The organism is Streptomyces sp. XH2 (assembly GCF_049725035.1).
GTDB classification, from domain to species: Bacteria; Actinomycetota; Actinomycetes; order Streptomycetales; family Streptomycetaceae; genus Streptomyces; species Streptomyces roseoverticillatus.
In genome coordinates, this window is the sequence record NZ_JBMMMZ010000007.1 from 25,401 (window position 1) to 40,867 (window position 15,467).

The 15,467-nt window shown below is 72.3% G+C and carries 13 protein-coding genes; 1 reads left to right on the forward strand and 12 read right to left on the reverse strand.

Annotated features, from left to right (window positions below; genetic code table 11):
- Nucleotides 1–38: 38 nt before the first annotated feature.
- Nucleotides 39–365: an ArsR/SmtB family transcription factor gene (locus ACOTKD_RS15345; protein ID WP_424889496.1), complete on the reverse strand. Its 327-nt coding sequence runs from the start codon at nt 363–365 to the stop codon at nt 39–41.
- A 24-nt stretch (nt 366–389) separates the two neighbouring features.
- On the opposite strand from ACOTKD_RS15345, the gene ACOTKD_RS15350 reads away from it, so the two are divergent.
- Nucleotides 390–899, forward strand: coding sequence for a hypothetical protein (locus ACOTKD_RS15350; protein ID WP_424889497.1), 510 nt, complete (start codon nt 390–392; stop codon nt 897–899).
- Here ACOTKD_RS15350 and ACOTKD_RS15355 read toward each other — a convergent pair.
- The 11 genes from ACOTKD_RS15355 to ACOTKD_RS15405 all read right to left on the reverse strand — a co-directional run bounded on the left by ACOTKD_RS15355 (nt 862) and on the right by ACOTKD_RS15405 (nt 15,393).
- Nucleotides 862–2,145, reverse strand: coding sequence for a thymidine phosphorylase (locus ACOTKD_RS15355; RefSeq protein WP_424889498.1), 1,284 nt, complete (start codon nt 2,143–2,145; stop codon nt 862–864). The two genes, ACOTKD_RS15350 and ACOTKD_RS15355, sit on opposite strands and share 38 nt — an antisense overlap.
- Nucleotides 2,146–2,243: 98 nt before the next feature.
- A complete protein-coding gene (locus ACOTKD_RS15360) occupies nt 2,244–2,639 on the reverse strand; it encodes a cytidine deaminase (RefSeq protein ID WP_424889499.1) in 396 nt (131 codons plus the stop codon).
- Nucleotides 2,636–3,928, reverse strand: coding sequence for an ABC transporter permease (locus tag ACOTKD_RS15365; protein WP_424889500.1), 1,293 nt, complete (start codon nt 3,926–3,928; stop codon nt 2,636–2,638). Before ACOTKD_RS15365 ends, ACOTKD_RS15360 begins: the two co-directional genes overlap by 4 nt.
- Nucleotides 3,925–5,031, reverse strand: a complete 1,107-nt coding sequence (locus ACOTKD_RS15370) for an ABC transporter permease (RefSeq protein ID WP_424889501.1) — start codon at nt 5,029–5,031, stop codon at nt 3,925–3,927. Before ACOTKD_RS15370 ends, ACOTKD_RS15365 begins: the two co-directional genes overlap by 4 nt.
- Nucleotides 5,028–6,710, reverse strand: coding sequence for an ABC transporter ATP-binding protein (locus ACOTKD_RS15375; RefSeq protein WP_424889832.1), 1,683 nt, complete (start codon nt 6,708–6,710; stop codon nt 5,028–5,030). Before ACOTKD_RS15375 ends, ACOTKD_RS15370 begins: the two co-directional genes overlap by 4 nt.
- A gap of 267 nt (nt 6,711–6,977) precedes the next feature.
- Nucleotides 6,978–8,006 (reverse strand): BMP family lipoprotein, encoded by a 1,029-nt coding sequence (locus ACOTKD_RS15380; RefSeq protein WP_424889502.1) that lies wholly within the window; start codon nt 8,004–8,006, stop codon nt 6,978–6,980.
- Nucleotides 8,007–8,355: 349 nt separating this feature from the next.
- Nucleotides 8,356–9,597, reverse strand: coding sequence for an amidohydrolase (locus ACOTKD_RS15385; protein ID WP_424889833.1), 1,242 nt, complete (start codon nt 9,595–9,597; stop codon nt 8,356–8,358).
- 113 nt (nt 9,598–9,710) lie between these two features.
- On the reverse strand, nt 9,711–10,943 hold the full coding sequence (locus ACOTKD_RS15390) for a hypothetical protein (protein ID WP_424889834.1): 1,233 nt from the start codon (nt 10,941–10,943) through the stop codon (nt 9,711–9,713).
- A gap of 398 nt (nt 10,944–11,341) precedes the next feature.
- Nucleotides 11,342–12,283 carry an N-acetylneuraminate synthase family protein gene (locus ACOTKD_RS15395; RefSeq protein WP_106678201.1) on the reverse strand — a complete coding sequence of 314 codons (942 nt, stop codon included), beginning with the start codon at nt 12,281–12,283 and terminating at the stop codon, nt 11,342–11,344.
- A 54-nt stretch (nt 12,284–12,337) separates the two neighbouring features.
- Entirely contained in the window at nt 12,338–13,657 is a 1,320-nt protein-coding gene (locus ACOTKD_RS15400; RefSeq protein ID WP_424889503.1) for a cytidylyltransferase domain-containing protein, read from the reverse strand.
- 395 nt (nt 13,658–14,052) lie between these two features.
- Complete coding sequence (locus ACOTKD_RS15405; RefSeq protein ID WP_424889504.1) at nt 14,053–15,393, reverse strand: DUF6716 putative glycosyltransferase; 1,341 nt, start codon at nt 15,391–15,393, stop codon at nt 14,053–14,055.
- Between the last annotated feature and the right edge of the window lie 74 nt (nt 15,394–15,467).

The window sequence follows — 15,467 nt, forward strand, 5'->3', positions numbered from 1 at the left end:
CGACATATTGCGATGCGTCAATCAGATGGTGCTGCCGATCAGAGGGCGTCGCCGATCATCCGCGCCAGTTCCGCCAGCCGCTCTTCGTCGCGCCGGTAGTGGGTCCACTTGCCGACCCGGGTGGGACGCACCAGCCCCGCCCGTTCGAGCGTGCTCATATAGCTGGAGACCGTCGACTGGGCGAGCCCCGACTTCGCCTGGATGTGCGTGACGCACACGCCGACCGACCGGCGGTCCGCGATCGGCTCGTACGCCGCGAAGGACGTCTCGGGATCCTTCAGCCACTGCATGATCTGCAAACGGGCGGGATTCCCCAGGGCCTTGAACACCTCGATCAGATCGCCCGGATCCCAGTCCGCCGTCACGGCCGTGGACCACCTCTCTTGCGGATGCTTCGGCGCACCACGATATCCGGCGGGCGCGCGCACCGGCCTCCCCCACCGCACGCGCGCGAATCACCGGACGATCCTCCGGCCGGCTTCACCCACTCGGACAAGACCTGGGGCTGCTACCCGGGCGTCACCGGCCGCCGTGCGGCGCCGACGCAGTTCCACGCCATCGGGAGCGTCGTGGCCGAAGTGGCCGCGAAGCACGGGGTGCTCCTCAATGACGCGGGCGTCGAGAAGCCGGGAGAGTGGCTCGGCGACGAGTGGAACCGGAGGATCACCGCGCACCTGCTGCCGGCAGCGGTCCACCGGGCCGCGTACTGCGGACTTGCCCTGGACGACCTGGTGGACTTCCTGCGCTCGACCGCCCCGGCGGAGAAGCACGCCGGAAGCGGCAGCGATGCACCGCGCCGACACGCGAAACGGGGCCGGCGGAAGTCCGCCGGCCCCGTTCGCGGGAAGACAACGCTCCGCGTTACGCGATCCGGTCCAGCACGATCGGGTTCGCCGTGAAGTCCGTGCCCTCCGGGGCGATCTCCACGCCGCCCTCCAGGGCCTTCAGCGCGTAGTCGAACTTCTCGGGGGTGTCCGTGTGCAGGGTCATCAGGGGCTGGCCCTCGGTGACCTTCTCGCCCGGCTTGGCGTGCATCTCGATGCCCGCGCCGAACTGCACCGGGTCCTCCTTGCGCGCGCGCCCGGCGCCCAGGCGCCAGGCGGAGACGCCGACGGCGTAGGCGTCGAGCTTGGTGAGGACGCCGGAGGCGGTCGCCTTCACGACGTGCTGCTCGCGGGCGACCGGGAGCGCCGCGTCCGGGTCGCCGCCCTGGGCCTGGATCATCCGGCGCCAGTGGTCCATGGCGGTGCCGTCGCGCAGCGCCTTGGCCGGGTCGGCGTCCTTGATGCCGGCCGCGTCGAGCATCTCGCGGGCCAGGGCGATGGTCAGCTCGACGACGTCGGCCGGGCCGCCGCCGGCGAGGACCTCGACGGACTCGCGGACCTCCAGGGCGTTGCCCGCGGTGAGGCCGAGCGGGGTGGACATGTCCGTCAGGAGGGCCACGGTCTTGACGCCGTGGTCGGTGCCCAGGCCCACCATCGTGGACGCCAGCTCGCGCGCGTCCTCGATGTTCTTCATGAAGGCGCCGGAGCCGACCTTCACGTCCAGGACGAGCGAGCCCGTACCCTCGGCGATCTTCTTCGACATGATGGAGGACGCGATCAGCGGGATCGCCTCGACCGTGCCGGTCACGTCGCGCAGGGCGTAGAGCTTCTTGTCGGCCGGGGCGAGGCCGTCGCCCGCGGCGCAGATGACGGAGCCCACGTTGCGCAGGACGTCCATCATCTCGTCGTTGGAGAGCAGCGCGCGCCAGCCGGGGATGGACTCCAGCTTGTCCAGCGTGCCGCCGGTGTGGCCGAGGCCGCGGCCGGACAGCTGCGGGACGGCCGCGCCGCACGCCGCGACGAGGGGCGCCAGCGGCAGCGTGATCTTGTCGCCGACGCCGCCCGTGGAGTGCTTGTCCGAGGTCGGCATGGGAAGCGAGGAGAAGTCCATGCGCTCGCCGGACTTGATCATCGCGGCGGTCCAGCGGGCGATCTCGGCCCGGTCCATGCCGTTGAGCAGGATGGCCATCGCGAGCGCGGACATCTGCTCGTCGGCGACCTCGCCGCGCGTGTACGCGTCGATGACCCAGTCGATCTGCTCGTCGGTCAGACGAGCGCGGTCGCGCTTGGCGCGGATCACGGAAATGGCGTCCATCAGCACATTTTCCTTAAGTTCGTAGTCCTCAGGTCTTTCCGGGGCCGGAAAGTGACCCGGAGGGGCTGCTGCAAGAGCAACCCCTCCGGCGCTTAGGGACATCTTTAACGATTCAGGTCAGCGGGCCCAAACGCATCGGGCAGGAGCTCCGCCAACGGGCGGATGCCGGTCGCCGTGTCGACGGCCAGCTCCGGGCCGCCGTGCTCCCACAGCAGCTGCCGGCAGCGCCCGCAGGGCATGAGCACGTTGCCGTGGCGGTCGCAGCAGGTGAAGGCGACGAGCCGGCCGCCGCCGGTGGCGACGAGCTCCGAGACGAGGCCGCACTCGGCGCACAGGGCGACGCCGTAGGCCGCGTTCTCCACGTTGCAGCCGCTGACGACGCGGCCGTCGTCGACGAGGGCCGCCGAGCCGACGGGGAAGCCGGAGTACGGGGCGTAGGCCCGGGACATCGCGTCCCGGGCCTTCCCGCGCAGCTCCTCCCAGTTGGGGGAAGAGGTCACTTTCCTTGGCCCTTCCGGTAGGGCTTGCCGTTCGCCTTGGGCATGCGCAGGCGCTGCGAGGACACCGACAGGACGAGCAGGGTCGCCACGTACGGGGTCGCGACGACGAGCTCCAGCGGCACGGTGTCGGTCGTGACGTACCAGACGACCAGCAGGGCGCCGATCACGCCGGCGATGGCCGCGGCCCGCATCTTGCCGGCCTTCAGGCGCCACGCGGCGAAGCCGACCAGCAGCACGGCCAGGAGCAGCAGCAGCGCGTGGACGGTCGGGCCGCCGGAGCGCAGCTGGAGGCTGTCCATGAAGCCGAACAGGCCGGCGCTCATGGCCACGCCGCCCGGCCGCCAGTTGCCGGAGATCATGGTCGCGAGACCGATGTAGCCGCGGCCGGCGGTCTGGCCGTCGGAGTACATGTGCGTGCCGATGGCGAGGAACGCGCCGGCGAGGCCCGCGAGGGCGCCGGAGACGACCACGGCCGCGTACTTGTAGGTGTAGACGTTGACGCCGAGGGACTCGGCGGCCACCGGGCTCTCGCCGCAGGAGCGCAGGCGCAGGCCGAAGGCGGAGCGCCACAGCACGTAGAAGGTGGCGGCGAAGAGCAGCACGGCGACGATCGTCAGCCACGAGACGTCGGTGACCAGGCCGCGGACGATGCCGGCGAGGTCGGAGACGAGGAACCAGTGGTGCTTCTCGATGGTGCCGAGCCAGTCGGACAGGCCCGGGATGGAGAAGTTGGGCATGTCCGGCATGACGGGCGACTGCTTGTCGTTGCCGCCGGCCTGCTGAGCCGCGCTGCCCTCCGCGCCGAACAGCAGCTTGGCGAAGTACTGCGTGACGCCGAGGGCCAGGATGTTCATGGCCACACCGGAGATGATCTGGTCGACGCCGAAGGTGACGGTGGCGATCGCGTGCACGAGGCCGCCGACCGCGCCGCCGATGACGCCGGCGAGCGCCGCGACCCACGGGCCGTGCTGCCAGCCCATCCAGCCGGCGCAGAAGGTGCCGAGCATCATCATGCCTTCGAGGCCGATGTTGACGACGCCCGCGCGCTCGGCCCACAGCCCGCCGAGGCCGGCGAGGCCGATCGGCACGGCGGCGGCGAGGGCGGAGCTGTACTGGCCGGAGGAGGTCAGGTCATTGGCGTCCGTGATCATCCGCAGGGCGGAGAGCAGGAGCAGGGCGCCCGCGATGATCAGCAGGACGACGGGGTAGGAGAGCTTGCGCCCGCCCTTGCTGTCCTTGTTCTTGCCGCTCAGCCGGTCGGTGAGGGCGGCGGTGAAGGTCGTACTCACGCGGAAACCTCCGCCTTGTCGCTCTTACGGGCCTGGGCGGCGAGCTCCTCGCCGACCTTGCGCTGCTGCATCTTGAGGCCGTACCGGCGCACGAGCTCATAGGCGATGACGACGCACAGGACGATGACGCCCTGGATGACTCCGACGATCTCCTGGGCGTAGCCCTCGAACTCCAGCTGGGTGCCGGTGCGGTCCAGGAAGCCCCAGAGCAGGGCGCCGGCCACCATGCCGATGGGGTGGTTGCGGCCCAGGAGGGCGATGGCGATGCCGGTGAAGCCGATGCCGGCGGGGAAGTCGGTGCCGTAGTTGTACGAGACGCCGAGCAGGGTCGGCATGCCGACGAGGCCGGCCATGGCGCCGGAGAGCAGCATGGCGGTGATCACCATGCGCTTGACGCTCACGCCGGAGGCGTGGGCGGCGGACTCGGACTGGCCCACGGTGCGCAGGTCGAAGCCGAAGCGGGTGCGGCCGAGCACGAACCAGTAGGCGATGCCGGCCAGCACCGCGATGACCACGAAGCCGTAGATCGGCTTGGGCGTGGTCGGGATCTCGAAGAAGTGCGCCGAGTCGGGCAGGTAGGGCGTGTGGACCAGGTTGCCCTCCTTCACCGCGAGCCGGCCGTCCTTCAGGAAGTAGGCGATCACCGAGGCGCCGATGGCGTTCAGCATGATCGTGCTGATCACCTCGCTGACGCCGCGGGTGGTCTTCAGCAGACCGGCGATGCCCGCCCAGAGGGCGCCCACCAGCATCGCGACGATGATGATGACCGGGATCTGGATGATGCCGGGCAGCGTGAGCGCGCCGCCGACGGCGGCGGCGAAGAAGGCCGCGATGCGGTACTGGCCGTCGACGCCGATGTTGAACAGGTTCATCCGGAAGCCGATGGCGACGGCCAGCGCGGACAGGTAGTACGGGGTGGCCTTGTTGATGATCCAGACCTGGCTGTCGGCCTTGGAGCCGAAGTCGACCATCACCTCGTAGGCGTGGAACGGGTCCTTGCCGGTGGCGGCGATGATGATCGAAGTGATCACCAGGGCGGCCACGATGGCCAGGAGCGGGGCGGCGATCCCCAGAATCACCTTGTTCTTGTCGAACTTCTTCACTTCTCGTCACCCTCCCCCGCGGCCTCGTCGGTAGCGTTCTTCTCGCCCTTGGCGGTGTCTTCGCCGGAGGCGGTCTCCTCGCCGGAGGCGGTCTCCGCGGTCTCTTCGGTCTCCTCGGCGTGTTCGAGGTGGCCGGTTGCGGCGCCGGTCATGGCCGAGCCCAACTCCTCCGGGGTGATCGTGGCGGGGTCGGCGTCGGCGACCAGGCGGCCGCGGAACATCACCCGCAGGGTGTCGGAGAGCCCGATCAGCTCGTCCAGGTCGGCGGAGATCAGCAGCACCGCCAGGCCCTCGCGGCGCGCCTCGCGGATCTGGTCCCAGATCTGCGCCTGCGCGCCGACGTCCACGCCCCGGGTGGGGTGCGCGGCGATGAGGAGCTTGGGCGCGTGGCTCATCTCGCGGCCGACGATCAGCTTCTGCTGGTTGCCGCCGGACAGGGAGGCCGCGGTGACCTCGATGCCGGGCGTGCGCACGTCGTACTCGCGCACGATGCGCTCGGTGTCGGTGCGGGCGGCCTTGTTGTCGAGGACGCCGCGCTTGCTGTTGGGCTTCTCGGTGACGTGGCCGAGGATGCGGTTCTCCCACAGCGGGGCTTCCAGCAGCAGGCCGTGCCGGTGGCGGTCCTCGGGGACGTAGCCGATGCCGTCCTCACGCCGCTTGCGGGTCGGCGCGTGGCTGATGTCGTTGCCGTCGAGGAGGATCGTGCCGCCGTCGGGGTCGCGCATGCCCATGATGGCCTCGACGAGCTCCGCCTGGCCGTTGCCCTCCACACCGGCGATGCCGAGGACCTCGCCCTTGTGGATGGTCAGGGAGATGCCGTCGAGGACCGCGCGGACCACGCCGTCGGGGTCGGTCGCCGACAGGTGCAGTCCGTCCACCTTCAGCATCTCGACGTCGGTGACCGTCGACTCGCGGGTCTCCGGCGAGGGCAGCTCGCTGCCGACCATCAGCTCGGCGAGCTGCTTGGGGGTGGTCTCGCTGGGGACCGCGGTGCCGACGGTGGTACCGCGCCGGATGACGGTGATGTCGTCGGCGACGGACAGCACCTCGCCGAGCTTGTGCGAGATGAAGATGACCGTGAGGCCCTCGGACTTGAGCTCGCGCAGGTTGCCGAAGAGCGCGTCGACCTCCTGCGGGACCAGGACGGCGGTCGGCTCGTCGAGGATCAGCGTGCGGGCGCCGCGGTAGAGGACCTTGAGGATCTCCACGCGCTGGCGGTCGGCGACGCCGAGGTCCTCCACGAGGGCGTCGGGGCGGACGGCCAGGCCGTACGCGTCGGAGATCTCCTTGATCTTCGCGCGCGCCTTGCCGCCGATGCCGTGCAGCTTCTCGGCGCCCAGGACGACGTTCTCCAGGACGGTGAGGTTGTCGGCGAGCATGAAGTGCTGGTGCACCATGCCGATGCCGCGCGCGATGGCGTCGCTCGGGCTGTGCAGGGTGACCTGCTCGCCGTCGAGCGTGATGGTGCCCTCGTCCGGCTTCTGCATGCCGTAGAGGATCTTCATCAGGGTGGACTTGCCGGCGCCGTTCTCGCCGCAGAGGGCGTGGACGGTGCCGCGGCGGACCGTGAGGCGGATGTCGTGGTTGGCCACGACACCGGGGAACCGCTTGGTGATGCCCTCGAGTTCTACTGCGGGGGCCTGCGTACCTTCGGCTTCGGTACTGGTGGACGCTTTGATGGCGCACTCTCCTCGGGGAAGGGAGCGGGAGGAAGGGGCGGAGCCGACCGGGCGGGGACCGGATCAAGCTCCGTCGGGCGGGGGTGAGGCTACACGCGTCAACGTCACGCTACGCGCGTAGCGTCAGCCGCAGTGCCCCCAGCCGGGGGCCGGGGGCGTGTGTGCGGGCCCGGCGGAGAGGTCCTCTCTTCGCCGGGCCCGAGGCCTTGCGGATCCGGCCGGTCACGCGGACCGGCCGGAAGGTGCCGGTCGGGGACCGGCGGGGCGTCACGGGGTGGTCTTGACCTTGACCTTGCCGTCGACGATGTTCTTCTTCGCTTCCTCGATCTTCGCCTTGATGTCGTCGATGAAGCCACCCGAGGTGGCCAGCGAGACGCCGCCGTCCTTGAGCAGGTAGGCGTGCTGGCCGGTGAGCGGCTTGCCGTCCTTGACGCTCTTGATCATGTCGAAGACCGCCACGTCCACGTTCTTCACGACCGAGGTGAGGATGTGGTCCTTGTACTTCTCCAGGCCCGGCTGCTGGTACTGGTCGGAGTCCACGCCGATGGCCCAGGCGTCCTTCTGGCCCGCGACGGCCTCGATGGAGCCGTTGCCGGAGAGGCCGGCCGCCGTGTAGATCACGTCGATGCCGCGGTCGAGCATGCCCTTGGCCTTGTCCTTGGCGGCCGCCGGGTCGTTGAAGCCCTTGTCGGTGCTGCCCAGGTACTCGGAGGTGACCTCGACCTTGGAGTCGGACTCCTTGGCGCCCTGCTCGAAGCCCGCCTGGAACTTCTTGATCAGCTCGTTGTCCACGCCGCCGATGAAGCCGACCTTCTTGGTCTTGGACTTCTGGGCAGCGGCGACACCCGCGAGGTAGGAACCCTCGTGCTCACCGAAGGTGATGCTGTCGACGTTGGGGCCCGGAACGACCGAGTCGACGATCGCGAAGTTGGTCTTCGGGAACTCCTTGGCGACCTTCTCGATCGACTTCGCGTAGTTGAAGCCGACGCCGATGACCGGGTTGTAGCCCTTGTCGGCGAGGGAGCTCAGGCGCTGCTCGCGCTCGGCCTCGGTCTCACCGTTCTTGGCGGTCATCATCTTGCTCTTGATGCCCAGTTCCTTCTCGGCCTTGTCCAGGCCACGAGCGGCGGACTCGTTGAAGGAGTGGTCGTCACGACCGCCGACGTCGAACGCAAGGCCGACGCCCTGGCCCGAGCCGCCACCGGACTCGGTGGAGGACTCACCGCAGGCGGTGAGGGTGAATGCGAGAGCCGCGGTGCTGATGCCCGCGACAGCGATGGTGGATACCCGGCGCACGAGGGGCCCCTTCACTCGAAGCGCCTCCATTGGCGCTGGTCGCCGGAATCGTAACGCGCGTAGATGGAGTGAAAGGGGGTAGAAGAAAGCCGTTATCGGATCGAGGCGAACCACTATTGACCCGTTTACGTCCTTGATAGACGCATCCGGCCCAGTCCCGCCTAGGATCCGCCATCCGGACCCTCTCACAGGTTTTACGTACAACGTGATCTGGCCCCAATCGGCCAGGTTTTACGTACAACGTGACCTGCGACGCTTGATCAGCGACCGGTCCGGCATCAACGAAGGCAATATGCACGCCAATGTGCAAGCAATACGTCCCCTCAACCCGTCCCAAATTGGGTGCCCGCTACACCTGAACCCGGTGCCCGTCCAGCAATGCCGCGGCGGTGAAGAGCTCGACTCCGGCGGTGATCGAACCCTCATCCACGTCGAAATCGCCACAATGCAGGTCGCGGCGGGTCGTATCGCCCACGGGGCGGACGCCCAGCCGGGCCATCGCCCCCGGCACGTGCTCCAGGTACCAGGAGAAGTCCTCGCCGCCCAGGCTCTGCTCGGTGTCCTCCACGGAGTCGGGGCCGCGGCGGGCGGCCATCGCGCGCCGCAGCAGATCCGCGATCTCCGCGTCGTTGACCACGGGGGGCACCCCGCGGACGTAATTGATCTCCGACTTGGCCCGGTGGAGGGCCGCGACCTCGTCGATCGCCGCGTGCACCAGGTCCGGGGCGTCCCGCCAGGCGTGCAGGTCGAGGCAGCGGACGGTGCCGGAGAGCTCGGCGTGCTGCGGGATCACGTTCGGCGCGTGGCCCGTCTCCATCCGGCCCCAGGTCAGGGAGAGGCCCGAGCGGGCGTCGACCCGGCGGGCCAGCACCGCGGGCACGTCGATGGCGATCCGGGCGGCGGCGGTCACCAGGTCGGTGGTGAAGTGCGGGCGGGCGGTGTGGCCGCCGGGGCCGGCCAGGGTGACCTCCAGCCGGTCGCACGCGGAGGTGATGGGGCCGACCCGCAGGCCGATGCGGCCGACCTCGACCTTCGGGTCGCAGTGCACCGCGATGATCTTGCCGACGCCCTTCAGGGCCCCGCACTCGATGGCGTCGAGGGCTCCGCCCGGCAGCACCTCTTCGGCGGGCTGGAAGATCAGCCGCACGGGGTTGGGCAGCCGGCCCTGCTCGGCGAGGTCGGCGAGGACCAGGCCGGCGCCGAGGACCGCGGTGGTGTGCACGTCGTGCCCGCAGGCGTGCGCCATCCTGGGGACGGTCGAGCGGTACGGGACCGTCTTGGTGTCCGGGATGGGCAGCGCGTCGAGATCGGCGCGGATCGCCAGCATCGGCCGGGCGGGCACCCCCGGCTCCCGGCCGATGTCGCAGAACAGCCCGGTGCCCGTGGACAGCGTCCGCGGGGAGAGCCCGGCCCGCTGCAGTCTCGCCTTGACCGCCGCCGTGGTCCGGAACTCCCGGTTGCCCAGCTCGGGGTGCATGTGCAAATCCCGCCGGAACGCGATGAGTTCGTCGCGCAGCCCCGGGGGGAGCGCACCGGCGAGCACCCCCTCGCCCGTCCCCTGAGAAGTGGCAGTCCCGGCGTCGCAAGGCATCAGATGGTTCACGCAGGGAAGAGTAGAGCCCCCACCCGGGCAACTGCCCCCCGATCAAGAAAAGTTCAGCCGCATGGATGGCGCATCGGAGGGGTATGACCAGTCTTTACGGCTCAGGGAGCGCTCAGGGGGCTGGCCGGAAGTCGCCGCACATCCCGGGCCGTGTCCGTCACCTCGGACAGGAAGCCCTCGGCCCGCGGCGAGGCGTGCTCCGTGAGCCATACGGGGTCGATGTCGCAGACCGCGACGGTGATCCCGGTGTCCGCGAGGGCCAGCGGCAGCGTGTGGACGACGGTCGACGGGAAGCTGAGGACGGTGCGGCCGACGGGCCCCCGGCGGGCCACGATCTCCAGCGGCAGTTCGGGGCGCACGACTTCCAGCCCCGTCCGGTCCGCCATGCGGCGCAGCTTCTCCGCGCTCTCGCGGCGGTGGGCGAAGTAGCGCGTGGCGCCGTGGGCGCGGGCCAGCGCCGCGACGGCCCCGAGGTAGTGCTCGGGGTCCACGACCCCGGTCTCGACCAGGGACGTTCCCACGAGGTCCGTGCCGCGGGTGATCCGGGGCGGGCCGAAGGCGGAGCGCGTCCAGGCGAAGTCGTTGGCCCTGACCTGTACGCCGGGTGGCGGTTCCACCGGGAGGGAAGTGAACGAGGTGAACACCTCCACGCTCCGGCGATCGTTGGGTGTCAGCATCCGGCGCGCTGAAGCAGAGACCGGCGCGAAGAGGAGATCGCGCGCCCCTCGACTTCCGCGCCGGTGCCACCGTACGAGGCTTTCGCCCCGCGCGAGTTGGGCGATGAACTCCATGGTGGCCGTGCCGTCGTCGACCACCACCAGCTCACGGGCCCGGGTGATCGTCAGCAGCAGCTGGACGTAGCGCGAGAACGGGTCCCCGATCACGATCCGGTGCGCCCGGCGGAGCGGTCCCGCGAGGCCGCCGACCGTGGCCACGGGCGCTGTGGGCCCGCCCCGCGCCTCCTCCCAGCGCACCTCGTGCCCTTGGTCCCGGGCCAGTTCGGCCATCCGGCGCAGCTGGCCGCGCGACATCGGGTCGTGCGGCGCGAGCACGACGACGACGAGGCCGGTGGGGCGGGGCCGTACGGGTGAGGCCCCCGGCCCGGCACCGGCGTTCTGGTCGCGCGGCCCGGGCTGCCGGGGAACTCCGCGCGCGAGGGGCGAGCCGGGCAGTCCGGGGGCGGGCCGGTCGGCGGTACGGGGCGGCCGGGCCCGCTGCCCGTCCGGCTCCGTCGCGTACGCCCATTCGAGGACGTTGAGGAGCTGGACGGGACTCTCGACGAAGGCGAGGGTGCCGCCGAGGCCGGAGGCCGGGTCAGGGTCCGGGCCGCCCAGCGGCTCCGGCGGGGTGTCCAGCGGACGGTCCGGGGCCGGCACGGCAGCGGGCGCCCGGCCGGAGTCCGGGTCGGGGGCGGGCTCCGGCCGGGCCGGCGGGGCGGGCTGCCGCTCCTCCGTCCCGCCGCGACGGCGCCCGGCCTCCGCGGCGGTGTCCGGCGGTGCCGGAACGGACTCCGGTGGTGCCGGAACGGCCTCCGGCGGGTTCGGCACCACCGCCGGCGTGGTGCGTGGTTGCTCGCCGTCGCGCCGGGAGCGAGATGCCCGTCGGGCCCGCAGGCCCGGCACGGGGGCGCTCTCGGCGGCGCTCGGGATCGCTCGCGAGCCCGGCGGGCGGGCCCGTGGGCCCGGTGCGGGGCCGCCCTCGTCGGCGGCGCTCGGGGTCACGTGGCCGCCCGTCAGGCCGTGACCGGCTCGCGGTCGCCGGCCTCGGCGACGACGCCCGCGACCCGGCGCAGCTTGCGCATCGGGCCGAGCTCGCTGTCGTAGACGCGCTTCACGCCGTCGCCGAGGGACTCCTCGACGACGCGGATGTCGCGCACGAGCCGCTGCAGACCGCCGGGCTCGACGGAGGCGGCCTGGTCGGAGCCCCACATGGCGCGGTCGAGGGTGATGTGGCGCTCGACGAAGGCGGCGCCGAGGGCGACGGCGGCGAGGGTGGTCTGCAGGCCGGTCTCGTGGCCGGAGTAGCCGATGGGCACGTTGGGGTACTCGGCGCGGAGGGTGTGGATCACGCGGAGGTTGAGCTCGGCGGCCTTGGCGGGGTAGGTGGAGGTGGCGTGGCAGAGCAGGATGTTCTCGCTGCCGAGCACCTCGACGGCGTGCCGGATCTGCTTCGGGGTGGACATGCCGGTGGAGAGGATGACCGTGCGGCCGGTGGCGCGCAGGGCGCGCAGCAGCTCGTCGTCGGTGAGGGAGGCGGAGGCGACCTTGTGGGCGGGGACGTCGAACTTCTCCAGGAAGGCGACGGCCTCGGTGTCCCAGGGCGAGGCGAACCAGTCGATGCCGCGCTCGCGGCAGTGGGCGTCGATGGCGCGGTACTCGTCCTCGCCGAACTCCACCCGGTGGCGGTAGTCGATGTAGCGCATCCGGCCCCAGGGCGTGTCGCGCTCGATGTCCCACTGGTCGCGGGGCGTGCAGATCTCGGGGGTGCGCTTCTGGAACTTGACGGCGTCGCAGCCGGCGTCGGCGGCGGCGTCGATGAGGGCGAAGGCGTTGGCGAGGTCGCCGTTGTGGTTGATGCCGATCTCGCCGGTGACGTAGACGGGGTGGCCGGGGCCGGCGAGCTTGCGGCCGAGGGCCCGGACCGGGGCGTACGGGGCGGCGTGCACGGAATTCATACGGGGCGGTTCCTTCGCGGTGCGGGGACGGTGGGAAGTGGTGATCGGGGGGGCTCAGGGGGCGGTCAGGGCGGGTCCCAGGAGCCAGGAGGCGATCTCGCGGAGGGCGCCGCTGCCGCCGGGCGCGGAGGTCACGGCCCGGGCGGCGCCGCGTACCGCGTCGTGGGCGTCCGCGACCGCCACGGGCCAGCCGACGAGCCCGAGGCAGGCCAGGTCGTTGACGTCGTTGCCGACGTAGAGCACGCGGTCGGGCGCGATGCCCTGCTCCTCGCACCACTGCTTGAGCGCGAGGTCCTTGCGGTCGACGCCGTGCAGGACGGGCACGCGCAGCTTGCGGCCGCGCGCGGCGACGACGGCGTTCTCCTCGGTGGAGAGGATCAGCAGGGCGAGGCCGGCGCGGCGCAGGGCGGCGACGCCGAGGCCGTCGCCGCGGTGGACGGCGACGAGTTCGCGGCCGTCGGCGTCGATGAGGACCCGGTCGTCGGTCTGGGTGCCGTCGAAGTCCATGACGACGGCGTCGACGTCGGCGCGGGCGGGGAGCGCGGCGGTGCCGGGGCCGTCGAGGAGCGGCGCGAGGGCGCGGGCGCGGGCCAGGTCGTGGGGGTCGTCGACCTCCAGGACGCGGGCGGCCTCGGTGGGGACGAGCTCGGTGCGGCCGAAGAAGCGGTGCCGGGCGGCGCGGAAGCCGTCGGCGCGCATGGCGTAGGCGGCGCCGGTCTCCAGGAGGTCCTGGGGGCGGTCCTGGCGGCGGGGGCGGCGGCTCTTGTCGTGGTTGACGCCGTGGGCCGCGGAGTCCTGCCGCCAGAGGAAGCCGTGGAAGGGGGCGACGGTCAGGGCGCTGTCGGCGCCGCCCTCGACCACGGCCTCGGCGACGCCGTCGACGTCGCCGCTGGTCAGGAAGGGGCTCGTGCACTGCACCAGCAGGACCGTGCCCACTTCGGTGCCGTGCATCGCCTCGTACGCGTCCATGGCGTGCAGCACGGCCGCCTCGCTGGTGGCGGTGTCCCCCGCGATGGCGGCGGGGCGCTGGACGACGACGGCTCCGGCGCCGCGCGCGGTGGCGGCGATGCCGGGGTCGTCGGTGGAGACGACGACGTCGGTGACGAGGCGGGCGGCGCGGCACTCGCGGACGGCGCGGGCCACGAGGGGCACGCCGCCGACGGGGGCGAGGTTCTTCGCGGGGACGCCCTTGGACCCGCCGCGGGCGGGGATGACGGCCAGGACGGCCGGGGCGGGCCGGTCAGCCGGGGCGGGCCGGTCAGCCGGGGCGGCCGAAGCCGCCGGGGCGGCGGCCGGACCGGCCGGGGAAGCCGGCGCGGCGACCGGTTCGGCCGGGGTGACCATGGCGGTCGGAGTAGCCGGGACGGCTTGCATGACGGGCTCCTTGCGTGTCCGGGAGTTCTGGGGCGGGCGGACGACGGCGGGGCGCCTGCCGACGACGGCGCGTGTGCGGGCGCCTTGTGCGGACCCCTGTGCCCGTGGCGGTACCTGTGCGGACCCCACCGCCTGTGGCGGCCGTTGCGTGTGCCGGCGGTCCCTCACCGCGGTGGTGCTCCGGCGCTGCGGCGGAAGGAAGGCGCCGTGGCGGCGACCACGACCCGGCGGAGCCGAGCGCTTCCCTCCGCCGCAACGGCGAGCAACCGGCGCGGCGGAGCCCGGCGGTGCCGCACCGCGGGCCGTCCCGGCGGTGCCGCACCGCCCCGGGCCCACGGTGAGGGCCCGCCGGGCTCCGGCGGCGTTCTTCCGGGGGCCGGACGCCGCAGGGACGGTCACAGCTCCCCCACGCGGCGGATCAGCGGAGCGACCCGCTGGACGCCGTGGCGGTACGCGCCGCGGGCCGCGTCGCGCAGGGCGGCGCGGCCCGCGCGCCGCAGGGCGCTCTCCTCGCGGGGAGCCCCCGCCCGGCCGGGAAGGGGACGGCCTCGGTGGTCGAGGCCGTGGCGGGCGAGGACGGCGGGGAGGTAGCCGGGTGCGGTGGCCGGGGTGTAGTAGGGGGCGAGCGGGGGGAGGCAGGGCCGGGCGGCGAGGCCGGTGACGCGCTGCCGGGCGGCGGCGAAGACGGCCTCGCCGGAGCCGTCGGCGGGCACGCCGTGGCGGGCGGCCCACTCCGGGTCGGCCCCGGGCACGTGGCCGGCGTCGAGCTGGTCCCAGGAGGCGAGGCAGCCCGAGCCGAGGAAGTGGTGGTTGCCGAGGGCCTCGCGGACGCCGAGGTCGGTGAGCACGGCCGTGGGGATGGCGCGGTGGAGGGACTCCAGGGCCGCGGTGGAACTGACGGTGACGAGGAGGTCCGTGCGGTCGAGGACCTCGCCCATGTGCCCGTAGACGAGGCGGCAGTTGGGCGGCAGCCCGCCGGGCAGGCGGGCGGCCAGCTTCTGGTACGGGAGTTCCTCGATGTGCGTCGTGTGCTCTCCGGGCTTGCTGCGCAGCTTGATGAGCACCTCGCGCTCCGGGTGCGCCCGGGCGTGCGCGACGGCGCGGCGGAGCAGGTAGCCGCGGTCGGCGCGGCTCTCGGGCACGGAGGGCTGCGCGGCGAACACGACGGTGTACGGGCGGACTTGCCCGTCCGGCGGGCCGGTGCGGCGGTCGCCGAGGAACGGCAGCGCCCACTCGGTCACGCAGTCCGCGTCGGCGCCCACGCCCTCGTAGACGGCGCGGAACCGGGCCGCGTCGTCCGGGGAGTTGGCGAGGACGACGTCCGCGCCGTGGCGCAGCAGCAGCCCGTCGGCGAGCTTCTCGTAGACGACGCCCACGTAGCCGGTCACGACGACGGGCCTGGACGGCGCGCCCTCCCAGGCGGCGGCGAGCCCGTGCAGCATGGCCTGGACGGCGCCGCCGACGCAGGCGAGGACCACGACGTCGTACCGGTCGCGGCCGGCCGTGCGCACGAACTCGGTCCCGGTGACCTCGCCGATCTCCGCCGCGCGCACGCCCACCTCGCCGAGCTGGCGGGCGGTGGGGGTCGCGCGGCCGCGCAGGAGGCGGCCGTCGAGCCGGGCGCCCGGGACGAGCCGGTGCGCGGTGAGCGCGCCCCATTTCCACCGGGTGTCGGAGTCGGCGAGGACGGCGATCCGCAGCGGGGTTTCGGTACGTGATGGCGTACGTGATGGCACGTCGCCGACGATAGAAATCCATTCCGTTTCGTTGCCCAACGCGAGGGCAACAGCCGGTAAACAGCACACCGACG